19 protein-coding genes and 1 pseudogene are annotated in these 22,315 nt (G+C 70.4%); 9 read left to right on the top strand and 11 right to left on the bottom strand.

Annotated elements, in window-relative coordinates; genetic code table 11:
• Nucleotides 1-10 precede the first annotated feature (10 nt).
• The gene (locus ACFO6Q_RS12455; RefSeq protein WP_380021428.1) at nucleotides 11-775 is read right to left on the bottom strand and encodes a DUF6651 domain-containing protein; all 765 of its coding nucleotides are present in this window, start codon (nucleotides 773-775) and stop codon (nucleotides 11-13) included.
• 433 nt (nucleotides 776-1,208) lie between these two features.
• Between ACFO6Q_RS12455 and ACFO6Q_RS12450 the strand changes: the two genes are divergently transcribed.
• The gene (locus ACFO6Q_RS12450) at nucleotides 1,209-2,180 is read left to right on the top strand and encodes a hypothetical protein (protein ID WP_380021427.1); all 972 of its coding nucleotides are present in this window, start codon (nucleotides 1,209-1,211) and stop codon (nucleotides 2,178-2,180) included.
• Between the two features lie 159 nt (nucleotides 2,181-2,339).
• Here ACFO6Q_RS12450 and ACFO6Q_RS12445 read toward each other — a convergent pair whose 3' ends face one another.
• The 3 genes from ACFO6Q_RS12445 to ACFO6Q_RS12435 form a co-directional block, all read right to left on the bottom strand.
• Nucleotides 2,340-2,582, bottom strand: coding sequence for a hypothetical protein (locus tag ACFO6Q_RS12445; RefSeq protein ID WP_380021426.1), 243 nt, complete (start codon nucleotides 2,580-2,582; stop codon nucleotides 2,340-2,342).
• A 132-nt stretch (nucleotides 2,583-2,714) separates the two neighbouring features.
• Nucleotides 2,715-3,482 carry a KilA-N domain-containing protein gene (locus ACFO6Q_RS12440; protein ID WP_380021425.1) on the bottom strand — a complete coding sequence of 256 codons (768 nt, stop codon included), beginning with the start codon at nucleotides 3,480-3,482 and terminating at the stop codon, nucleotides 2,715-2,717.
• Complete coding sequence (locus tag ACFO6Q_RS12435; RefSeq protein WP_380021424.1) at nucleotides 3,479-3,640, bottom strand: Arc family DNA-binding protein; 162 nt, start codon at nucleotides 3,638-3,640, stop codon at nucleotides 3,479-3,481. Before ACFO6Q_RS12435 ends, ACFO6Q_RS12440 begins: the two co-directional genes overlap by 4 nt.
• A 135-nt stretch (nucleotides 3,641-3,775) precedes the next feature.
• Here ACFO6Q_RS12435 and ACFO6Q_RS12430 point away from each other — a divergent pair, with 135 nt between their 5' ends.
• Entirely contained in the window at nucleotides 3,776-4,132 is a 357-nt protein-coding gene (locus ACFO6Q_RS12430) for an Arc family DNA-binding protein (RefSeq protein WP_380021423.1), read from the top strand.
• A 631-nt stretch (nucleotides 4,133-4,763) separates the two neighbouring features.
• The gene (locus tag ACFO6Q_RS12425; protein WP_380021422.1) at nucleotides 4,764-5,363 is read left to right on the top strand and encodes a tyrosine-type recombinase/integrase; all 600 of its coding nucleotides are present in this window, start codon (nucleotides 4,764-4,766) and stop codon (nucleotides 5,361-5,363) included.
• A gap of 229 nt (nucleotides 5,364-5,592) precedes the next feature.
• On the opposite strand, the gene ACFO6Q_RS12420 is transcribed toward ACFO6Q_RS12425, so the two are convergent.
• A complete protein-coding gene (locus ACFO6Q_RS12420; RefSeq protein WP_380021421.1) occupies nucleotides 5,593-8,394 on the bottom strand; it encodes a serine/threonine-protein kinase in 2,802 nt (933 codons plus the stop codon).
• A 64-nt stretch (nucleotides 8,395-8,458) separates the two neighbouring features.
• Nucleotides 8,459-9,001, bottom strand: coding sequence for an ECF-type sigma factor (locus ACFO6Q_RS12415; protein ID WP_380021420.1), 543 nt, complete (start codon nucleotides 8,999-9,001; stop codon nucleotides 8,459-8,461).
• A gap of 134 nt (nucleotides 9,002-9,135) precedes the next feature.
• Between ACFO6Q_RS12415 and ACFO6Q_RS12410 the strand changes: the two genes are divergently transcribed.
• On the top strand, nucleotides 9,136-10,083 hold the full coding sequence (locus ACFO6Q_RS12410; RefSeq protein ID WP_380021419.1) for a hypothetical protein: 948 nt from the start codon (nucleotides 9,136-9,138) through the stop codon (nucleotides 10,081-10,083).
• A 59-nt stretch (nucleotides 10,084-10,142) separates the two neighbouring features.
• On the opposite strand, the gene kdsB is transcribed toward ACFO6Q_RS12410, so the two are convergent.
• Nucleotides 10,143-10,919, bottom strand: coding sequence for a 3-deoxy-manno-octulosonate cytidylyltransferase (gene kdsB / locus ACFO6Q_RS12405; RefSeq protein WP_380021418.1), 777 nt, complete (start codon nucleotides 10,917-10,919; stop codon nucleotides 10,143-10,145).
• A 182-nt stretch (nucleotides 10,920-11,101) separates the two neighbouring features.
• Here kdsB and ACFO6Q_RS12400 point away from each other — a divergent pair, with 182 nt between their 5' ends.
• A complete protein-coding gene (locus ACFO6Q_RS12400) occupies nucleotides 11,102-11,971 on the top strand; it encodes a DMT family transporter (RefSeq protein WP_380022203.1) in 870 nt (289 codons plus the stop codon).
• Nucleotides 11,972-11,983: 12 nt separating this feature from the next.
• Entirely contained in the window at nucleotides 11,984-12,580 is a 597-nt protein-coding gene (locus tag ACFO6Q_RS12395; protein ID WP_380021417.1) for a hypothetical protein, read from the top strand.
• 107 nt (nucleotides 12,581-12,687) lie between these two features.
• Here ACFO6Q_RS12395 and ACFO6Q_RS12390 read toward each other — a convergent pair whose 3' ends face one another.
• From ACFO6Q_RS12390 to ispG, 3 genes and pseudogenes are all read right to left on the bottom strand, one after another.
• Complete coding sequence (locus tag ACFO6Q_RS12390; RefSeq protein WP_380021416.1) at nucleotides 12,688-13,608, bottom strand: ribokinase; 921 nt, start codon at nucleotides 13,606-13,608, stop codon at nucleotides 12,688-12,690.
• Nucleotides 13,609-14,720: 1,112 nt separating this feature from the next.
• Nucleotides 14,721-15,377 (bottom strand): annotated as a pseudogene (locus tag ACFO6Q_RS12385) (glycosyltransferase family 39 protein); the annotation flags it as partial.
• Between the two features lie 69 nt (nucleotides 15,378-15,446).
• The gene (gene ispG, locus ACFO6Q_RS12380; RefSeq protein ID WP_380021415.1) at nucleotides 15,447-16,688 is read right to left on the bottom strand and encodes a flavodoxin-dependent (E)-4-hydroxy-3-methylbut-2-enyl-diphosphate synthase; all 1,242 of its coding nucleotides are present in this window, start codon (nucleotides 16,686-16,688) and stop codon (nucleotides 15,447-15,449) included.
• Between the two features lie 369 nt (nucleotides 16,689-17,057).
• Here ispG and ACFO6Q_RS12375 point away from each other — a divergent pair, with 369 nt between their 5' ends.
• A complete protein-coding gene (locus tag ACFO6Q_RS12375) occupies nucleotides 17,058-18,056 on the top strand; it encodes a peptidoglycan-binding protein (RefSeq protein ID WP_380021414.1) in 999 nt (332 codons plus the stop codon).
• 69 nt (nucleotides 18,057-18,125) lie between these two features.
• On the opposite strand, the gene ACFO6Q_RS12370 is transcribed toward ACFO6Q_RS12375, so the two are convergent.
• A complete protein-coding gene (locus tag ACFO6Q_RS12370; RefSeq protein WP_380021413.1) occupies nucleotides 18,126-19,811 on the bottom strand; it encodes a hypothetical protein in 1,686 nt (561 codons plus the stop codon).
• A 60-nt stretch (nucleotides 19,812-19,871) separates the two neighbouring features.
• Here ACFO6Q_RS12370 and ACFO6Q_RS12365 point away from each other — a divergent pair, with 60 nt between their 5' ends.
• Together ACFO6Q_RS12365 and xseA are read left to right on the top strand one after the other, a co-directional pair.
• Entirely contained in the window at nucleotides 19,872-21,314 is a 1,443-nt protein-coding gene (locus tag ACFO6Q_RS12365) for a phospholipase D-like domain-containing protein (protein WP_380021412.1), read from the top strand.
• Nucleotides 21,315-21,365: 51 nt separating this feature from the next.
• On the top strand, nucleotides 21,366-22,315 hold a 950-nt coding region (xseA, locus tag ACFO6Q_RS12360), incomplete at its 3' end, for an exodeoxyribonuclease VII large subunit (protein ID WP_380021411.1).

Genomic DNA, 22,315 nt, shown 5'->3' with positions numbered 1-22,315 from the left:
CCTCAGATGCTTAGTCGGTGACGGTGCCGCCGCCGGTGATGTGCGCCTGCCGACCTGCGGGATCGAGGGCTTCGAATGCGGCGCGATTGATATTCTTGCTGCCCTTCCCGCCACCACCGTTTGTCGGTGCGCCGGAGCCGGACTTGTTGTCCGCCTTCAGGATCGAGTCCTTGTGCGGATACGCGTCGATGAGGATTTCCAATGCTTCGTCGAAGTCCGCCGCTGACCCAGGGTTCTTCCGGGAGAAGAGCGGACCGCCATCGATGCCGGACGCCGAGAGCTTTCCGTCTTTCACAGTGAACCGGCTGCCGAACGCGGCCTGCACCATGTCCGAAGGGATCGCCAGTCGATCGGTAATGTACTTGGAGCGCGCGAACGCACCTCCGACGATCTCGTTGTGCAGTTGCTGCTCGAGTGTCGACGCACGCTTCGCCTCCTCGTCGGCCTTGGCCTGCACCGGCTTCAGAGCAGCAGCCACCGCAGCGTCGACCTGGCCGGCGTCGATCAGCTTCTTCTGATCGAGCTTGGCGAGCGTGTCGAGCGCCTTTCGCGCGGCCTCCGCATCTTCGATGCCATCGAACACCTTGAGCTTGGCTTCGGCTGCCTCGGCACGCTCTCGGTTCGCCTTCGCTTCGGCGTTTCGAGTGCGGATCGCAGCAACCGTGGCAGCAGCGTCGAATGGCGACTCCTTGCCGTCGTCATGCACGTAAATCGGCATGCCGTCCTGCAGTACTGCGTACTGCTTTCCTTCGATCTCGGCGGTCTTGATCTTCATGAAATCCTCGTGCGGGCATCCGCCCAATCGCGGCCTTCCGGCCAGATGGCGCCCACGCGCGTCCGCGCGCTGGCTACGAGGTGAAGCGTGATGTGAAGGGGTGTCCCGCTGTTAGGGGGGCGTGGCACACCCTGGAGATTCTGGTCGCTAGGCAACATTTTCCGGGAGGTCGGCACGCAGGCTAGCCGTTGGTCCCGGCGAAGTCGGGACAGGCGATATGGCGCGGGGATCACTGGGATCCTACGCGCGACCGCGGGCCACATCTGTAGGAATGCGTCGCGTCGTGGGATGCGATTGCGCTGCGTCGACGCTGCGGATGGCAGGGCCAAGCGACTCTTCCAACGCGCCATAGCACCTGGAGACACCATGCGAAACCGGGCGTAGCATTCCCTCCGGGGTTATCGGGTGTATTCCAATCCAAGGGGGAGGTGCCATGTCTACTGATCTGATCAGGACGTCGTCGATTGCGCAATCAATTAGCGCCGACTCGGATGAGGTTCTAGAAATAGCGAAGGCACAGCGGGAGATCACGCTGTCCAAGGACACGAGCGGGCGATACGAGATACCGGTCGCTGATGTATCGAAGTTTCTTCAGTTACTTATTAAGAACAATGTCGCGATCGATCCGATGACGATGATTCTTGTGGGTCGAACCGCGTTCCTAGAAAAGATCGTCAGGGATCAGAATGAACAATGGCGACTGCTCGAAGAGGAACGAAAGCGGCTCCAGGCGCGAATGGAGGAGATACAGGAGGCGCGCGCGCAAGATGCGAATGTGGCAAGGGGGGAGATGATGGCTATCGCGGCGCAGGCCCTCGGGGTGATGCATGGGGCTGCAACTCAGGGTGCGTCGTTATCGGCTAGCGGTCCGAGCGTGTCTGGTCGTGGAGGCGGGTCGGGCGGCGCAAGCTCCATATCCTTCACGGTTTGGGGGCTGGCATTCGAGATGCCGATATGGCTCCTCGTTCTCCTCACGCTAGCTGTCGGTGCTGTACTGGGCTTCTCGGCGTCGGAGCGTGAGAACAGAGTTCTGGCTCAGGCTTCCGCGAAGCTGCGTGAAGGCTTCGTTGCCTGGTTGGCGGATGTAAAAAAGGAAAACGACGAAAAGGACGAGTATCTCGCGGCAGCCAGAAAAGATACGGAGATAGCTATCAAGAAATCGGATGACGCTATTGCTGAAAGCACAATTGCGGCGATGGCCGCCACAGATGCAAATGCAAGGGCCGAGAAGTTCAAGATGGCCGCTGATGAGAGCAAGAAAACCATCAACATACTGAGGGCCAACGAGAAATCCTACATTGACCAGATACGGCGATATCGAAATCAGATTGATAGGCTTGAGGATCAGAAAGCTCGCATAGATAGAGGTGAAAAAGACCTACAGGTAGATGTGAAGAAACAATGATTCGGATTGCTTCCCCGGAGCAACAGGCCCCGACAGAGTGAACTGCCGGGGCTGGCGCCGAGCCTGGGAAATCCTGGCCAGGCATTGCCTCGCCGTGTCATGCCTGCGACGTCGTGCCTGTCCGGATGTTCGGAGCGGCAATAGTTAGGGTTGTCGAGCTCATGCGCCGGCTCCCGCCATCCGACGTTCGCGCATTCGCTCGTCGAGGATGGCCGCCAGCTCTGCGATCTCCTCTTCGGTCAAGGAGAAGGGCTGCTCGGTCTCGCTGCTCGCTTCGGCTTCAGTCGCTAAGCTGGCCATGCGGCGCTGCGCGAGCCCGGCCCGCTGGGCTGGAAGGCTCGGACGGAGGTCGTACATGCGCGCTGTCGGCTGAGGGTGCTTCGCCGCCAGCCAGTCGGCCATGAAGACTACGTTCCCAAGTGCTTGATTGTTCGCCCGCTTCGGTCTAGCCTTATTCACTGAAATTTCCTCGCTAGGGGATTTCGACCTGAAGCCCTGACGGTTGCCGCCGTCGGGGCTTCGCTTTTTCAGAGGTCATGCTGCCGGCGCCGTGAGAGCGTCCATCACGGATTCCAGCCAGCGGAGCTGCTGGATCGGCGTGCCATTCGAGTGCGCCTTGCCGGTGTCGAGAAGGACCGCAAATGGCTCACCCTTTGGCGTTGCCGTCCAGCCCCTCGCCGTATTGCGGATCTGCAACCCGGCATGCTCGAGACGACGGTTGAACGCCTGACCGCTCTCGCCATACCTTTTCCCGAGCTCGGTCGGCGTGTAGTGGCGAACCTGCTCGGTCGCGACCAGTTGCGTCTCCCCGATCAGCGCGAGCGGATCGGTGCCGGTCGTAACCTTCACCGCCTTGGACGCGGCCAAAATCGCCTGGTTGCCCTTCAGGCCGGCAATCTTCGCGATCGACAGGCCGCCCTGGAACTCCGAAGCGAGTTCGCGCAGACCGAAGTTGGCGCGGCCGCGGCGCTGGCGGTGCCCTTCCCGTTCGGCCGTCATCATGGCATCGAAAGCCCGGATCACCTTCAAGTGGAAGGCCGCGGATATCCACATCGCGTAGGCGTAGACGAGCTCCTTCGCGACATAGGTGCCCGGTGCCGTGCCACCAACAACTACCTGGGCACTCCTCACATCTGAGGACTGGTCGATTTCGGCGCAGAGCGCCTGTGTCTGATCAAGCCGCAACCAATTCGATGGCTGGTGCTTCGCCTCGCTCCCCGCCGCTCGGTGCAGGTCATTGAGGCTGTAGCGACCCTCGCCATCTAGGCGGATCGGCGTGTCGATGATGGTCAGCTCGTTCATGCCACCTTCCCCTCCAGCCCAAGCGCCTGCTGGAGCAGTCGGTCGTGCAGCCAATTCATCGATCGCTCCTGCTCCCGCGCCTGACGCTGGAGTTCCTGCTTCACCTGCCGGGTGGTCCGAAGATTCAAGATCGCCGGCTTGTCGTCCTCCGCTGCCATCGAATGCTCCTTCTGTGACACGACACCATTGTCGTGTCACACATCAAATCATGACACCAAAGTGGTGTCAATACCTTCTGACACGAATTTGGTGCAATCTAAGACAGGCATACACACCGCTACACACCGGTACAAATGAACGACGACGGCTACACACGAATCACGCTACGCATGCCGAACGACCTCCACGCCAAGCTGACGGCGGAGGCGGCGCGGACGTCGCGATCGATGAATGCTGAGATCGTCGGGCGCCTCACCGCCAGCTTCGAGCGACCCGCAGTCAAGGACGCTGCCAGGGACAACGCCGCCGCGCTGCAGCGAATCCTCGACCGCCTCGACGCGCAGCGACAGGAAGTAGAAGGCGCGAAGCTGAAGATGTTCTCCATGGTCTTCGAGCGGCGCATGCATGAGCTTCTTGCGGAAGGCTTGAGCCGCGAGGAGGCCTTCTATCTTGCCGAGATGGCAGCGCGCGAGATCGCGTTTCCGGGCTAGTTGGCCAGCTTCAATCACGTTGTTCGTTCTCCTCTGCATCGATTGACGCCTAGCGATTCAACGCCTTTCGCCGACCACGTTCTACGTGCACTTTCGGCTGCGCTGAACGTGGTTCCGTGTCCACGAATCTGATAGGGCAATCTTGCAGCCGCCCCGGTGCCGGCTCCAGTGAACTACGGCTGCGAATTCACAGGTTGGTCGCTGCACCCCGATTCCGTCTACTGAATTAGCTGCCCGACATCCTGCCAGCCGGAGCGGCCGCGGACTTTTCGCGCCGGCTAAAAGAAGCCACATTCATGTAGTTGTAGCGATCGCGCGCCGATGGTCCGTCGCGGATCTTCGGGCCTAATTCACTAGACCACTCGCACTGTCCGTGCTAGGTGCTACCGATGGTCGGGCATCCACGTCAGAAAGCTCCGCAACGCTGGTGACGTCATCTCCCGGCCAGCGATCGCGGCGCATCGGATCGAGCTGCTGGAAGAAGACCGCGCGCGCGGCTTGTACCCGCGCACGCTGTTCCTGACCGGCCCCGTCGTTCGCGACTGGGGGTTCCACTGCCCGGAGCGCGGCTGGGTCCATTGGGAGATTTTCACGAACCCCGCCGACGGTGGGGCCACCATCGGACGGGGGTGTGAAGCATGAGCACGGCAGAGCGCCCGAGGCGCATCCAGCTATCGCGCCGGCGCGGCTGGACGCCTTCCTCGCCGCGCGCGAGCTCGCCGTCGATTGGCTTCGCAATGCAGCAAATCTGGCTCTCGTCAGCGCGCAGCGGCGCGAGGATGTCGCGTCCGCGCGCTTCAGTGACGTGCGCGACGGCGCGTGGTGGGTCGAGCAGAGCAAGACCGGACAGCGGCTCTGCATCCCGCTCGCGCTTCGGCTCGATGCAGTCGGCCTGAGCCTCGACGACGTCGTCCGGCAGTGCCGCGGCACCGGCGTGCTGTCGAAGCACCTGGTGCATCAGACCCAGTCATGGGGCAACAGCCCTCGCGGACGCGAGATCTGGGTCGACACGATCACCCGACGCTGGTCCGAGTGCATCGCCCGGCTGAAGCTCGATTGGGAGGGACGGACGCCGCCGACGTTCCATGAGATCAGGTCGCTCTCGGAGCGACTGTACAAGGCCCAGGGAAACGTCAACACGCAGGAGCTTCTCGGGCATCGGGATCCGCGCAGCGCCAATCTCTACCACGATGCGCGCGGCGCCGAGTGGATGCGGATCGCAATAGGCTGATCCGGAGACGAAGCGGAGAGGAACCGGAGAGGCGTTGAGAACTTGTTTAGGAACAGTGTCTTACGATGCTTCCAGTTTGCTGCCCATGCACACGAACAGGAACGAAGGCGAGGCTTGCGGGCTCATCGGAACACCGTCGAAATGAAGAAGCCGCCGCGACCGGACGGGCGTCCATCATAGGAGCGGCGCGCGTGACGTGCAGCCACGTGGCGAACGCGCCGGCAGTGCGCTACGGCCGCGCGCGAACCGGCGCCGCGGCGAGCATGCGCAACGCGGCATCGCGCTCCACGCTCGGCTCCGCGGCGTTTCCAGCCAGCGTGGCCGCCGCCTCGCGCCGCAGTGCGAGCGCCGCGTCGCGCTCACCGAGCGATTCGTCGGCACGCGCAAGGTCGACCGCGGCGTGCGCGAGCAGCGCGGGCGGGTTCGGCGCCGCGGCGCGGATCGACGCCAGCGCGCTTTCGAGCTGCAGCTTCGCCTGCGCCGCGCGATCGAGGTCCTGCAGCGCTTCGCCGTACAGCAGCCGCGCGCGGATGGATTTCTCCGAAGCCGGATCCACCAGCGCGGCGTAGGCGTCGACGGCCTCCTTCGCCTGCGCCGCGGCCTGCTCGCGGTCGCCGCGAGCCGCCGACAGCCGCGCCGCGACGGACAGCGCGAACGCGGTGTCCGGATTCGCGGCCTGGCGGCGCCGCCGCGCTTCCGCCAGCGCGGCGTCAAGCAGCGCCTGCGCCTCGTCGAAGCGCCCGCGCGCGACCAGCACGTCGGCGAGGCTGGCGCGGTCGTAGCTGCGGCCGTTGTCGCCGTAGTCCTCGCCGAGCAACCGCTGCTTGCGTTCGAGCATGTCGCGGAAGCCGCGCTCGGCTTCCTCGTAATCGCCCTGCTGGAAGCGGATGCGCGCGCGGTTGCCCAGCGTCACCGCCTCGGCCAGCGCGGAACCGGCGCCGAGCGCACGGCAGACTTCGATGGACTTCGCGAAGAAGGCGTCCGCCTCGGCGAGCCGGCCTTCGAGCGAGAGCACCACGGCCAGTTCGTTCAGATGCCAGGCCAGGTGCGTGTGCGGGTTGGCGTAGACCTGCGCGTCGACGGCAAGCGCGTCGCGCATCAGCCGCTCGCCTTCGCCGTAGCGGCCGAGCCGGATCAGCGCGAGCGTGAGGTATTCCATCGCGTCGGCGACTTCCGCGTGGCGCTCGCCGAAGCGGCTGCGCTTGCGCGCGAGCGCCTCGCGCAGCAGCGGCTCGGCGCGATCGGCGCGGCCGGCGTCCATCAGGATCCAGCCGAGATTGGTCACCGCCTCGGTGGCCACGTCGCTGTCGTCCGGCAAGGCGCGGCGGGCCAGCGCCAGCGCCTTGCCGCCGAGTTCGATCGCCTGCGCCGATTCGCCGCTGCGTTCCTCCAGCCCGGCCAGCCAGGCCAGCGCCGAGACTTCCTGCGGCGCGGATCGGCCCGGTCCGGCCTCGAACGCGTCGAGCGCCTTGCGCAGCTGCGTGCGCGCGTCGGCGACGAGGCCGAGTTCGTCGAGGTCCTTCGCCAGCAGCGTGGCGACGTGCAGCGTGCGCGCATCGGCCGCGCCGAACTGCGCCCCGGCCAGCGCGGCGGCCTCTTCCAGCGCGGGCCGCGCGCGGTCCGGATAGCCGCTGCGCCGCTGCAGGTCGCCGAGCAGCGCGAGGATCTCGGCGCGCAATCCCGGCTGCGTGGCGAAATCGCGCTCGGCGCGCTCGCGGCCGCGCGCCAGCAGGTCGGCGGCGGTTTCGTTCTTCTTCGCCGACGGCGAGGCGCCGTCGAACAGTCCTTCGAGGAAGGTCTTGAGCGCCTCGGCGCGGCGCGCCTGCCCTTCGGCGACGAGCGTCTGCGCCTGCGCCTCCTGCGCGGCGTGGCGCGCGCGCCGCGATTCGTACGAGCTGACCGCGGTCGCGCCGACCAGCACGGCGGCGACCGCCGCGCCGAGCGCCAGCGCCAGCGCGTGCCGCTTCGCCGAAGTGAGCGCGCGGTAGGCGAAGGTGCCGGCGCGCGCGCGCAGCGGCAGGCCTTCGAGATGGCGCTCGACGTCCTCGCGCAGCGCGGCGACGCCGGCGTAGCGGCGCTGCGGATCGGGCTGCGTCGCCTCGCGCACGATCGCGTGCAGGTCGGCGCCCAGCCGCCGTTGCAGCACGGCTTGGTCGACGGCGTCCGCGTCGCCGTCGCCGCGCGGCGGACGCGCGCCGCCGAGCAGCTCGCACAGCAGCACGCCGAGCGCGTACACGTCGATCGCGGTGGTCGCCGGCGCGCCGGCGATCTGCTCGGGCGCGGCGTAGGCGCGCGTCAGACGCTGCGCGCCGGTGCGCGTCGGCTCGTCTTCGCCGTCGAGCAGCTTGGCGATGCCGAAATCGACCAGCTTGACCGCACCGTCGGCGCCGACCAGCACGTTGCTCGGCTTCAGGTCGCGGTGCACGACCAGGCCGCGATGCGCATGCTCCACCGCGGCGCAGACGTCGAGGAACAGCGCCAGCCGCGCGCGCGCGTCGAGCCCGCGGCGTTCGCAGTGCGCGAGGAGACCATCGCCGGCGACGAATTCGAGCGCGAGGAACGGCGTGCCCGCCGGCGTGAACCCGGCGTCGAGCAGCTGCGCGACGTGCGGATGGCGCAGGCGCGCGAGGATGCCCTGTTCGCGCAGGAAGCGCCGGCGCTCGTCCGGGTCGTGCACGTCGATGCGCAGCAGCTTCAGCGCCACTGCCTGCGGACCGCCGGGCAGTTCGCGCTCGGCCTCGAACACGCTGGCCATGCCGCCGGCGCCGACGAACCGCAGCACGCGGTAGCCGGCAATCGAAGGCAGCGCGTCGAAGCGCTCGCCGGCCAGCGCCGGCAGCCACTGCGCCACGCCGCGCTCCAGCCCCTCGGCGCCGGCGACGTCGTCGAGCGCCTGCAGCACCAGGCTGCGCAGCGTCTCGTCGGCGCAATGGCGGCGCAGCCAGTCGGCGCGGCCGGCGGCGGGCACGTCGAACAGCGCGTCGAGCAGCGGTTCGATCTCCTGCCAGCGGCGGGCGAAGGCGGCGGTCATCGGCGGCGGCGGAGCGGCGTCATGATCCTTACCAGCGCAACCGGGCGGCCGCGACCGACATCGCTCACGCCTCCGGCAGCAGGCAGCCCGCCAGGAAGGTGCGCGCCTTGAGCCAATCGCGCTCGACGGTGCGCGTGTTCACGCCGAGGATCTGCCCGATCTCGCCGTTGGACAGCTCGGCGAACAGTCGCAGTTCGGCGACGCGCGCCAGGCGCGGGTCCGCCTCGGCCAGCCGGCGCAGCGCCTCGTCGAGCGCGAGCACGTCGACGACCGGCGATTCGCCTTCCGCTTCGGTTTGCTCCACCGCCTGGCGCTTGCGCGCATTGCGGCGCCGCGCATGGTCGATCAGCAGATGCCGCATCACGCGGCTCATGTAGGCATAGAAATGCGCGCGGTCGGCGAAGGCGACGCCGCTCTGCCGCGCCAGGGTCAGGTAGGCCTCGTGCACCAGCGCCGTGGTCTGCAGCGTGTGCGCCGCCTCGCGTGCGCGCTGGCGGTGGGCGAGCTGGTGCAGCGAGGCGTAGACCTGCGGAATCAGCCGCTCCAGCGCCGCCGCGTCGCCGCCGGCGTGCGCGAGGAATTGCGTGATGTCCTGCTCGGCGTTCATTCGCGCGCGCAGTCTAGCGCGAGGGCGCCGTGTCGGTGGGGCCGCCGCTTTTGCGCTCTATCGGAAGACGAGCCGATTCCGGCCGTCGGCGGCGCCGCGGCGCCGCCCTCCCCGACCCATCCAGGAGCGACCCCATGTCATACCCACGCATCCCGCGCCGGCCGATCGCCCGCATCGCCAGCCTGCTGCTCGCCACGCTCGCGGGAACCGCCGGCGCCGCCGCAGCGCCGCTTCCGGCCGGCACCGCGGCCGAAACCGCCGCATCGTCCAGCGGCGTCGCGCGCTACGCCTACCGCACGCTCGACTACCCCGGCGCATCTTCGACGAAATTCTGGGGCATCAACGATTTCGGCGATCTCGCCGGCGAGTACCGCCTCGACGGCTCGCCGATCCACGCGATGACGTATCGCAACGGCCGCTTCGAGTCGCTCGATCCGGACGGACTGTTCGGCGATCGCGGCAGCGCGTCGGGCGGCCCCAACGACCTCGGCACGCTGTGCGGCTTCTACACCGACGAATCGCAACGGCAGCACGGCTTCGTGCAGCTGTGGGGACTGTTCGAGACGGTGGATTTTGCGGGCCACCTGAACTCGAACTGCGACGACGTCAACCTGTTCGGCGCGATCGCCGGCGTGTACTGGGACGCCGACGGCATCCAGCACGGCGTGCTGCGCCGCTACGGCCACGACACGCCGATCGAATTTCCCGGTTCGCTCGGCACCTATCCGCTGGGCATCGACAACAGCGGCGGGATCGTCGGCATGTGGTACACCGATCCGCGCACGACGCACGGTTTCTACCGCAACGCGGCGGGGCGGTATTCCGCGATCGACGTACCGATCGCCGGCCCGGGCGGGACGGTCTCCATCGGCATCAACGATGCCGACCAGATCGTCGGCTACTACATGGACGCGGCCAATCACTACCACGGCTTCGTCCAGACGCGCGGGAAAACCGCCTATCTGGACGTGCCCGGCGCCGTGCAGACGTTCCCGACCCACATCAACGGCTTCGGCGTGATCGTCGGCTACTACGTCGATTCGGCGAACCACAGCCACGGCTTCGTCGCGACGCCGCGATGAGTGCGTGAATGGCGCGGCGAGGACTCCCGGCGGCGCGGAGTCCTCGCCCGGATGCCGATTCAGTCCGCCGCGCCGCCGAGCAGGCGCTCGGCGCGCGCGAGATCCTCGGCGGTGTCGACGCCGGGCGGGAACGGCTCCGGCGTGAGGCGCACGGCGATGGCGTGGCCGTGCTCGAGCGCGCGCAGCTGCTCGAGCGATTCGAGGCCTTCCAGCGGCGTGCGCGGCAGGCTCGCGAAGCGGCGCAGGAATCCGGCGCGATAGGCGTAGATGCCGATGTGGCGCAGGAACGGACCGGCCGGCAGCGCCGAACGGTCGCCCTGGAACGCGTCGCGCGGCCACGGCAGCGGCGCGCGGCTGAAGTACAGCGCGCGCCCCGACGCGGCGCGCACGAGCTTGACGCAGTTCGGGTCGAACAGCTCCGCGACGTCGTGCAGCGGCGTCGCCAGGGTCGCCATCGGCGCATCGTCGGCGGCCAGTGTCGCGGCGACTTCGCGGATGCCGCTGGCCGGCGCCAGCGGTTCGTCGCCCTGCAGGTTGACCACGATGGCGTCGTCCGGCCAGCCGCACAGGTCCGCGCATTCGGCCAGGCGGTCGCTGCCGGAGGCGTGGTCGGCGCGCGTCATCGCCACGCGCACGCCGCTGCCGGCCAGCGCGGCCCCGATGCGCGCGTCGTCGGTCGCCACGACCACCTCGGCCGCACCGGCGGCGCGCGCGCGGCGCGCGACGTGCACGATCATCGGCTCGCCCGCCAGCGGCAGCAGCGCCTTGCCGAGCAGGCGCGTCGAACCGTAGCGGGCCGGGATCGCGACGACGAACGGAGGGACTGCGCGGGACATGGGAGGCGCCGGAGGAAGGAGTCCGCCGCAGCGTAGCCGAGCGCCGGCCGTGCCGACAACGCGGGCACGGCGCGCCGCGGTGTTACGATGCGCGCCACTTTTCGCCGACCCCGCCCCGTCTCTTGAGCCCTCCCGCCGCCGCATCGCCCACGGCACCCGCCCTGCCGCTGCGCGCGGTCGTCATGATGGTCGCGAGCACGCTGTGCTTCGGCACCATGGCGGTGCTGATCCGGATCGCCTCGGCGCGCGTGCATCCGTTCGAGATCGCGTTCCTGCGCAGCCTGTTCGGCGCCTTCGCCGCGATGCCCCTGCTGTGGCCGCTCGGCCTGCGCACCCTGCGCACCGACCGGCTCGGCTTCTACGTGGTGCGCTGTGCGATCGGCGCGGTGTCGATGCTGGCCGGCTTCTGGGCCATCGCGCACCTGCCGCTGGCGCAGGCGATCGCGCTGTCGTATTCCTCGCCGCTGTTCGTGACGATCGGTGCGGTGCTGTTCCTCGGCGAGGCCGTGCGCCTGCGGCGCTGGACGGCGGTGGCCGCCGGCTTCGTCGGCGTGCTGGTGATCGTGCGTCCGGGCGGCGACGGCTTCAGCGCGGCCAGCCTCGTCGCGCTGTTCTCGGCGGCGATGACCGGCGTGGTGACGATCAGCATCAAGTTCCTCTCGCGCAGCGATCCGGCCGACACGATCGTGCTGCTGACGACCTGGCTGTGGGTGCCGCTGTCGCTGCCGGCCGCGCTGACCGTGTGGCAGTGGCCGCCGGCGGACCTGTGGCCGTGGCTGGTGGCGATCGGCGTGCTCGGTACCGCCGGCCAGTACAGCTGGACGCACGCGCTCAAGCTCGCCGACGCGTCCACCCTGGCACCGTTCAGCTACCTGCAGCTGGTCTTCGTCGCGGTGCTCGCCTGGGCGCTGTTCGGCGAGACGCCGGACCGCTACACCGCGCTCGGCGCGGCGATCGTGATCGGCGCCAGCCTCTACATCGCCCGCCGCGAGGCCGTGCTCGCGCGCCAGCGCCGCACGCGCGAAGCGGAAAAGGCCGAACCGCAGATTTGAATCGAGACACTGATGACCACGACCTCGCCCCCGGAACCCACCCCTGCCCCGTCGACGGAAACGCCGCGGTCGTCGCGGCCCGACCTGATCAGCATGCTGGCACTCGCGGTCAGCGTGTTCGCGCTCGCCGTCGGCGCCTGGCAGACGCGGCTGATGCAGAGCCAGGCGCGCGCCAGCGTGTGGCCGTACCTCGCCATCGGCTACACCTACACCAGCAACGTCGACACCAACGGCTTCATCTGGACCATCGACAACAACGGCGTCGGCCCGGCGCGCGTGCAGTCGGTCACGGTGGGCCTCGACGGCAAGCCGATGCGCAACTGGGACGAGGTGATCGCCGCGTTGGGCATGCGCGAGCGTCCGAGCACCGCGACCACCAGTTTCGCCGGCGCGGTGATCCCGCCGAACACGAACCGCGAGACGACGGTCGCGGCGATCCGCGTGCACGGCCGCGAACTCGCCACCTTGTTCAAGGACGCGATCGGGCGCTTCAGCATGGACATCTGCTACTGCTCGGTCTACGACGACTGCTGGATCGCGCACTGGCAGCGCTGGCAGGTCGACGCGGTCGACCACTGCCGGGCCGAGGGCGTGCAGTTCGAGCAGTAGGTGCAACTCGTGCGATCGTCCGTGATCGCTGCGATCTGCCGGTTCGGCAAGTCACGAAAGGCGGACCTTCGGCGGATCCACCCTGCGGCCATCCCCGGCCGCACTTCTCACCGGCCAGTACCGGCCTTGTCGGCCTGACGCAGGAACGCCTCGACTTCGGCGCGGGTCGGGATGCTGGACTGCGCGCCCATGCGCGTGCACGCCAGCGCCGAGGCGGCGCAGGCTTCGCGCAGCGCGTCGGCCATCGCGCCGCCGCGCGCCAGCGCCGCGACCAGCGCGCCGCAGAACGTGTCGCCGGCGCCGGTGGTGTCGACCACCTCGACCGCGAACGCCGGCTGCCGCAGGGTTTGGCCGCCGACGCGGGCGATGCAGCCGCGCTCGCCGAGCGTGACGATCACGCAGGGCACGTCGATGCGCGCCAGGTTCGCCTCGATCGAATCGCCGGCACCGGCCAGCACGGCGAGCTCACCTTCGTTGACGATCAGCACGTCGACGTCGGCGAGCAGTTCCTTCGCCAGCGCCTGTGCCGGCGCCGCGTTCAGCACGACACCGACACCGGCCGCGCGCGCCGCGCGTGCGTAGGCGGCGACGCTGTCCAGCGGCGTCTCCAGCTGCAGCAGCAGATGGCCGACCCCGTCCAGCGGCGGCAGGTCCTGCGGGCGCAGGGCCGAATTGGCGCCGGGCGCGACGGTGATCGCGTTCTCGCCGCGATCGGAAACGCAGATGAACGCCGTGCCGGTCGGCTGCGTCTGCGACCGTTGCACGTGCAGGGCGACGCCGGCGTCACGCAGCGACTGCTCGATCGGCGCGGCGAACGCGTCGGCGCCCAGCGCCAGCAGCATGCGGGTGGAAGCGTCGCCGGCGCGCGCGCAGGCGACGGCCTGGTTGGCGCCCTTGCCGCCCGGAAACGTGCGGAATTCGCCGCCGAGCACGGTCTCGCCCGGCGCCGGCACGTGCGGCGCGCGCACGACGAAATCGAGGTTGGCCGAGCCGGCGACGAGGATCGAGGAGCGCGCGGGTGGAGACATGGAACCGGATCCGTTGCGAATGGGTCGTGTCGCGCACCGGCGCGACCGCCCTGCAAGTGTGCCGCAGCGGCGTCGCGGCGATCCATCCCGGACGCCGAAGGTGCCTTCCCCTCGCGCGCGGACGGCAGCAGCGACTGCAGCGACAGGCCACGCTCCAGCGCTCGCGCCCAGATCAGCGCGACGTCTCCATCGGCCAGCGGCACGAACCGGTGCCGCCCCGCCACCAGGTGCACCGGCCCGTCGACCCGGCGATCGCCGTCCACCCAGCCCGGCACGCCGCCGCGGCGATCGACGAAACGGTAGTCGCCGGCGATCGCCAGCGAAAAGTCGACGCTGCGTCCCGCGGCGAGCGGCCCCAGATGCCGTCCGGCGACGCGCAACCGGCCGCCGGACGGCAGGTAGTTCGCCTCGACGAAGGCGCGATCCGCCGCCGGCACCCGGTCGTCCACCAGCAGCGCGGTCGAGGTCGCCTGCAGCCGCGCCGGCAGATCGTCGCGTACCGAGCCGTCGCGCAGGCGCCGTTCGGTGACGCCTTCCATCACCCAAAAGAACGGGCGTGGACGGAACACCGATTCGCCCTTCGGATCCATCACGTATTCGCCGGGCCGGCTCAGGGACAGGATTCGCGCGAGTTCGTCCTTCGCCGGCGCGTAGTAATCCGGCCCGCCGAGAACCTCGGCTGCGAGCGCGCACAGCATCAACGAAAGCAGCGCCGGCGCGAGCACCGCACGCCGCGGCGCGCCACGTGCCGTCAGCCAGGCGGCCGGCAGCAGCGCGAGCAGAGGCAGCACGGGCAGCAGATCCTGGTGCGTGAACAGCGGCCAGTACGCGAACAGCGCCAGCAGGTAGGCGGTCGCCGACAGCAGCACTCCGCTGGCACGCCGCCAGCGCGACGCCTCGACGCGCGATCGCAGCGCGGCCGCGGCACCGACCGCAAGCGCATAGCCGGGCGGAAACAGCCAGAAGCGCCAGGCGCCGTGTTGCCAGTGCCCCAGGCCGGCGACCAGGTTGTGCTCGAAGATCGCGTAGAGCGCCTGGTGCCAGGCGCCGTGCGCGACGAAGTACGCGGCGAACGCGGCGGGAGTCAGCACCGCGCCGGCAAGCGCGGCCGCCGCCCACGCGGCCAGCTGCGCCGGCTGCGTCGCGAGACGCCGCCGGTCGAGGACCAGCAGCGTGGCGACGGCGAGCAGCGCGGCGGCGAGCAGCAGCGTGGTCTTCGCAGAAACGCAGAACGCCGCGCCGGCCAGCACGCCGACCAGGAACGCGCGCGCGCCGGTGAACGGCCGCGCCACCGCGGCAGCGACCGTGCACGTCCACAGCAGCATCCACAGGTCGTCGGTGCGGAACTGCGTGGAGGTGTCGAAGAACACCGGCGTCGCGCCGGCCAGCAGGGCGGCGCAGACGCCGGCCTGCGAGGACCAGACGCTGCGGCCGATGCGCCAGGTCGCGTACAGCGTGCCGAAGTACAGCGGAATCATTGCCAGCCGCGCCCACAGGACGACGTCGGCGCGCTCGCCGAGCAGACTCAGCAGTGGCGCGCACAGCAGGTGGAACAGCGGCGTGTGGTTGTCGAACACGTCGCGGTAGACCACCAGCCCCTGCGTCCAGGCCCAGACCACGTGCAGGTGCTGCGCCTCGTCGGTGTTGGGCGCCAGCGTGAACGCGCGCACCACGCGCAGCGCCAGCAGCAGCGCGAAGGCGAGGATCGCCCAATCGCGCGCCGGGCGCGCCGCCCGCGTGCGAACGTTCCAGTCGTTTCTTGCAGCCATCGGCATGCCGGATCGCTCCTTCGATCCGTGCAGCCTGCGCCGCGAAGCTTAAGGAATGGCCACGGCCTGTCAGGCGCGCGGGGCGTAGCGCCGCGCGACGTAGTCCTCGACGACACCGACGAACTCGTGCGCGATGTTGTCGCCGCGCAAGGTCATCGCCTTGGCGCCGTCGATGAACACCGGCGCGGCCGGCGCCTCGCCGGTGCCCGGCAGCGAAATGCCGATGTCGGCGTGCTTGGACTCGCCCGGGCCGTTGACCACGCAGCCCATCACGGCCAGGGTCAGGTTCTCGACGCCGTCGTACTTCAGGCGCCATTCCGGCATCTTCGCGCGCACGTGGTCCTGCACGGTCTTGGCCAGCTCCTGGAACAGCGTGCTGGTGGTGCGGCCGCAGCCCGGACAGGCGGTAACCAGCGGCGTGAACGCGCGCAGGCCCATCGTCTGCAGCAGTTCCTGCGCGACGATCACCTCGCGCGTGCGCGATTCGCCCGGCTCCGGCGTCAGCGAGATGCGGATCGTGTCGCCGATGCCCTCCTGCAGCAGCACGGACAGCGCCGCGCTGGAGGCGACGATGCCCTTCGAGCCCATGCCGGCTTCGGTCAGGCCCAGGTGCAGCGCGTAGTCGCAGCGCGCGGCCAGGTCGCGATAGACCGCGATCAGCTCCTGCACGCCGGACACCTTGCACGACAGCACGATGCGCGAGCGCGGCAGGCCCAGCTCCTCGGCGCGCGCGGCCGAGTCGAGCGCGGAACGGATCAGCGCCTCGCGGCCGACGCGCGCGGCATCCCACGGCTCGGCGCGCGCGTGGTTCTCGTCCATCAGCGCGGCGACCATGCTCTGGTCGAGCGAGCCCCAGTTGGCGCCGATGCGCACCGGCTTGTCGTACTTCAGCGCCGCCTCGACGATCGCGGCGAACTGGATGTCCTTCTTGCGGCCGAAGCCGACGTTGCCCGGATTGATGCGGTACTTGCCCAGCGCCTGCGCGCAGGCCGGCTCGCCCTCGAGCAGCTGGTGGCCGTTGTAGTGGAAGTCGCCGATCAGCGGCACGCCCACGCCCATCATGTCGAGCCGCTCGCGGATGCGCGGCACGGCGGCGGCGGCCTCCGGGGTGTTGACCGTGATGCGCACCAGCTCGGAGCCGGCCCGCGCCAGCTCGGCCACCTGCCGGGCGGTGCCGGCGACGTCGGCGGTGTCCGTGTTGGTCATCGACTGCACCACGACCGGCGCCGAGCCGCCCATCGTCGTCGCGCCGATGCGCACGCCCACGCTGGGGCGGCGCGGGGACGCTGCGTTTTCGCCTGGATCGGTCATTTTCTCTACGTGCGCGCCTGCGCGACGCGCAGCGGAACGCCGATTATACGGCCGGCACACGGCCGGCTGGCGACGCCGCGAGCGCTCCGCGCGGAGCCCGCGCCGCGCGCCCGAGGCGAAGTTACCGATCCGTTACCGGCCGGCGACACCGTGCGCTGCGCACCTGCCTTAGACTCCGCGCGGGCCACGCCGAGGGCAGCCCGGCCGCGACGCCTTCGGGCAGGCGGTCTGGTATAGTTTCCGCCCCGCGGGGGCGGAGTTTTCGGGGCTCATCTGGCAGCGACGACGCGGCGGCCACTCCGGTCGCGGCATCGCGCGCGCCTGCCGCCGGCGCGTACCTCATACCTGGAGCAAGCAATGGAGAAGCACATGAATTCGCTGAAGATGGCCTGCCTGGCCGGCATCGCCACGCTGCTGGCCGGCTGTGCCACCGGGCCGCAGATGGGTGGCGGCAAGAACAATCCGGTGACGGGCGCCGCCGGCGGTTCGTCGACGGTCAACCGCAGCACCCAGCTCGAGCACTGCGATCGCCCGCTGGGCACCGCCGCGGTCGAGGAAGACACCTCGCAGCAGTGGTACGTGATCCTGACCTCGCAGTACCAGCTGCCGGCGACCACGCCGCTGCTGCGCCTGATGATCCAGCAGAGCAACTGCTTCGTCATCGTCGATCGCGGCCGCGCGATGGGCTCGATGATGGCCGAGCGCGACCTCGCCAAGTCCGGCGAGCTGCGCAACCGCAGCAACATGGGTGGCGGCCAGATGGTCGCGGCCGACTACATCATCACGCCGACCATCCAGTTCTCGCAGGAGACCGGCGGTGGCGGCCTCGGCGCGATCGCCGGCGCGTTCCACCCGCTGGCCGGCGCCGTCGCCGGCAGCATGAAGACCTCGGAAGCCTCCACCGTGCTGATGCTGACCGACACGCGCTCGGGCGTGCAGGTCTCGGCCGCACAGGGCAGCGCGCGCAACACCGACTTCGGCTTCGGCGGCGTGCTCGCCGGCGGCGCCGCGGCGGCCGGTGCAGGCGCCTACGCGCGCACCCCGCAGGGCAAGGTCATCGCCAGCGCGTTCATGGACTCGTACAACCAGATGGTGCAGGCGCTGCGTTCCTACGCGCCGCAGCGTACGGCCGGCGGCCTGGGCACCGGCGGCGAGCTGAAGGTCGACGGCGCCAGCAGCGCCGGTACCGCCGGCATGTCGCTGATCGACGCGCAGCGTCGCCTGAAGGATCTGGGCCTGTACGCCGGCAAGCCGGACGGCATCTCCGGTCCGGGCACCGCCAGCGCGCTGCGCAAGTTCCAGCAGATCCGCGGCCTGCCGGTGACCGGCCAGCTGGACGATCCGACCGCGTCGGCGCTGCAGCAGTAAGCGTCCGTTCCGCGTGATTTCGGCGGCGCCGGGAGCGATCCCGGCGCCGTTTTCGTTTGCGCCTTCCGCTCAGGAGGCTTCGTCGAGTTCGGGCGATGCCACGGCCGCCCCTTCCGCGGCTCCAGCCGGCAGTGCGAAGCGCCGGCACAGGCCGGTTTCCTCCAGCACGTCCAGGCCGTCGACGCGCACGCTGCGCGGCGGCGCCGGCGGCCCCTGCTCATCCGCCGGCAGGACCAGTTCCACCTGCGTCGCGTCGCGCGCCAGCTCGATCGAGGCGACGAGCGAGTCGTAGCCGGCCTCGACGCCGCGCTCCAGCGACGCCAGCAGCAGGCCGCGCACCGGTGCGCGCGCGTCGCCGCTGGCGGGCGCGCGCACGCCGACCGGCAGCGCGCGCCGCGCGAGCAGCTCGACGCCGGCGTCGATCGCGCCCTGCTCGTCGATGCGGATCCAGCGCACCACGCCGACCAGCCAGTCCTGCGCCACGCCCGCTTCGGGTTCGGGCAGCGCCAGCCCGACCAGCTCGCCGACGCGCACGCGCGCGTTCTGCGCGCCGCCGCGATCCCACAGCAGGCGGTAGCCGCCCAGGCCCTGGTCGAGCACGCGCACCGGCACGCGCGCGACGCGCGGCGCCGCCGCGGTCCGTCCGGCGTGTTCGGGTTCGCCCGGCTCGTCGAGGGAGCGGCGCAGGAACCGGCCGAACTCCTCGCCGCCGGCCAGCACGAAGTGCAGGTCGTGCAGGCCGAGCACGCTGTCGAAGCGGTAGCCGCCGCCCAGGCGCACGTGGCCGCGCGTGGCGTGCGCACCGAGGTCGGCGACGAAGCGGCGCGCCAGTTCGTTGTCGAGCGTCAGCGCGCTGCCGCCGCGCTGGCGGAACGGCGTCGCCAGCGCGCCCTGCGGCGTGCGCGCGAACTGCTCGTCGATGAAGACGAAGGCGCGGTCCAGATACAGCGCCGGAACGCCGGCGGTCTTGCCGGCGCGCTCGGCGGCGACGTAGCCCGGACCGCGGTCGACGTCGGTCTGCACCGGCACGTCGCGCGCGCCGCCGCCGCGTTCGCGCAGCTCGACGTAGGGCGCCAGCACGCGCGCGAATGCGGCCGCCTCGCCCTGCTCGCGCTGCGTGTAGCGGTACGGATTGAGCAGGGCGAGCAGCAGCGCCTCGGCGTAGGCCGCGCGCGCCGTCGTGCCGTCCAGCTCGCGATCGTCCAGCCGCGCCGCGGCGGCGAAGCGGTGCACGTCGTGCAGCGCCTGCCACACGCCCTGCGGCGGCGCGCGGTACAGCAGGTACGCGCGGGCGAGATGCTCGTGGCCGTGCTGCAGCGCGCGCAGCGCGGCCAGTGCGACCGCGCGGCTGCGCAGGAATCCGACCGCACCGGACGGCGCGCACAGCTCGACCAGCGCGATGCGGTAGCCGAGCGCGAGTTCGTCCTGGAAGGCCAGCGCGGACCGGCCGAGTTCGACTTTCGGCGCCGGCAGCGGAAAGCTCGCGCCGACGATCTGCCGGTCGGCCGCCTCGGCGAGCTGGACGACGGTCGGACGCATCGCCTCCAGCGCGTCCAGGCGCTGCGAGGCGTCGCCGCGCTGGCGGTTGAGGCGCCGCAGGCCGTCGAGGACCTGACCGGCGGCCGCGCCGAAATTCGCCAGCGGCAGGGCGTCGAGCCAGTTGCGCAGCGCGCGTGGCTCGGCCCGGAACGCGTCGCTGCCGGGTATCTGGCGCGGCGGCAGCGCCGCGCCGAGTCGCAGATACGTCTCGCTCAAGCCATGCCCTCCATTCCCGCCGCGGAGTATAGAGCCGCTTCCTGCGGCTACACTGCGGCGATGACCGCCGCGCCACCGTTTCCGCATACCAAGCCGTCGAGCCTGCGCCTGCTCGCCGAACAGGCCTTCAGCCGCGCCGCCGGCGCGCCCCTGACCGACGGCAACGCGGTCGAGCTGCAGATCGACATGCGCGCCACCTTCGACGCCTGGCTGGAAGCGATCCGCGCGGCGCGCGGCACCGTGCTGTTCGAGAACTACATCTTCCGCGACGACGAAGTCGGCCGTGCATTCCTCCAGGCCCTGGTCGAGCGCGCGCAGGCCGGCGTGACCGTCTGCGTGCTGCGCGACTGGATGGGCTGCCTGGGTCAGTCGCGCGCCGGCTTCTGGAAGCCGCTGCTGGCGGCCGGCGGACAGGTGCGCGTGTACAACCCGCCGCGCTTCGCCAGTCCGTTCGGCTGGCTCTCGCGCGATCACCGCAAGCTGCTGATCGTGGACGGCGAGGTCGGTTTCCTCGGCGGCGTGTGCGTCAGCGCGAAATGGCTCGGCGACGCGCAGCGCGGCGTCGAGCCCTGGCGCGACACCGCGGTCGCGGTGCGCGGGCCGGCGCTGGCCGACCTCGCGCGCGCGTTCGCCGAAAGCTGGGCCCAGCTCGGCGATCCGCTGCCGGACGAGGCGCTCGCGCGCTGCACCAACGCCCTGCCGGCGGGGACGGTCGACCTGCGCGTGGTCGCCACCGTGCCGAACACCGCCGGCCTGTATCGCCTGGACCAGCTGATCGCCGGCATGGCGCGCACCAACCTGTGGCTGACCGACGCCTACTTCGTCGGCGTCGCGCCGTACGTGCAGGCGCTGGTCGCCGCGGCGCGCGACGGCGTCGACGTGCGCCTGCTGGTGCCGGGCACCAGCGACGTGCCGGCGGTCGGTGCGCTGTCGCGCGCGGGCTACCGGCCGCTGCTGGAAGCCGGCATCCGCGTGTTCGAATGGAAAGGCTCGATGCTGCACGCGAAGACCGCGGTCGCCGACGGCCGCTGGGCGCGCGTCGGCTCGACCAACCTGAACGTCGCCAGCTGGATCGGCAACTGCGAGATCGACGTGGCGATCGAGGACGAGGCGTTCGCGCAGCGCATGGAGGCGCAGTACCTGGAGGACCTCGGCAACGCCACCGAGATCGTGCTGAAGATGCCGCGCCGATCGCGCAGGAGCGACGACGCGCCGCGCGCGCACGGCAGCGGCAGCGGTCCGGGCAGCGGCGGCAGCGGCCGCGCCGCTGCGGCCAGCGCGCTGCGCCTGGCGAATTCGGTCGGCGCCGCGATCACCAACCGGCGCGTGCTCGGCCGCGCCGAATCCGGCCCGCTGCTGTTCGCCGCGATCTTGCTGTTCGCCGCCGCCGCGCTGGCGATCGTCTGGCCGCGCGCGCTCGCCTGGCCGCTGGCGGTGCTGGCGATCTGGATCGGCGTGACGCTGGTCGCGCAGTACCTGGCCGCGCGGCGCAAGAAGCCCTGACGCTCACGGGATCTTGTCATTCACGCGGCGCGGCTGTGCTCCAATACGCGCATGCCGGACATCGAAGACCCTGCCGACCTTCCCGCCGCGCGCACGCGCGAGGTGTACACGCCGTCGGCACTGACGCGCTTCGTGCGCGACCTGCTGGAAGACACGCTGCCGCTGATCTGGGTCGAGGGCGAGATCTCCAATTTCTCGCGCCCCGCCTCGGGGCATCTGTACTTCACGCTGAAGGACGCGTCCGCGCAGGTGCGCTGCGCGATGTTCAGGCCGCGCAGCACCTGGCTGCGCTTCCGTCCGGTCGACGGCCAGCGCGTGCTGGCGCGGGCGCGGGTCAGCCTGTACGAGGCGCGCGGCGAATTCCAGCTGATCGTCGAGTCGCTCGAGGACGTCGGCGAAGGCGCGCTGCAGCGCGCGTTCGAGCAGCTGAAGGCCAAGCTCGCCGCCGAGGGCCTGTTCGATGCCGCGCACAAGCGGCCGATCCCGCCGCTGCCGCGGCGCATCGGCGTGATCACCTCGCCCTCCGGCGCGGCCGTGCGCGACGTGCTCAGCGTGATCGCGCGGCGCTTCCCGCTGGTCGAGGTCGACGTCCTGCCGGTGCCGGTGCAGGGCAAGGAGGCGCCGCCGGCGATCGCCGCGATGCTCGCGGCGGCCTCGCGCGCGCAGCGGCACGACGTGCTGCTGCTGACGCGCGGCGGCGGCTCGCTCGAGGACCTGTGGGCGTTCAACGACGAGAGCGTCGCGCGCGCGATCCGCGCCTGCGCGATTCCGGTGGTCAGCGCGGTCGGCCACGAAACCGATTTCACGATCGCCGACTTCGCCGCCGACCTGCGTGCGCCGACGCCGTCGGCGGCGGCCGAGCTGCTGGTGCCGGACGCACGTGCCGTGGCGCGCACGCTGGAGCGCGAACGCGCGCAGCTGCAGCAGCGCGTGCGGCGCGCGCTCGAGGCGCGCTCGCAGCGCCTGGACCACCTGCTGGCGCGCGTCAACGCGCAGCGTCC

Source organism: Dokdonella ginsengisoli, assembly GCF_042652785.1.
Classification (GTDB): domain Bacteria; phylum Pseudomonadota; class Gammaproteobacteria; order Xanthomonadales; family Rhodanobacteraceae; genus Dokdonella_A; species Dokdonella_A ginsengisoli.
The sequence above is the reverse complement of the archived record's forward strand: the minus strand, read 5'-3'. Positions and strand labels throughout refer to the sequence as shown.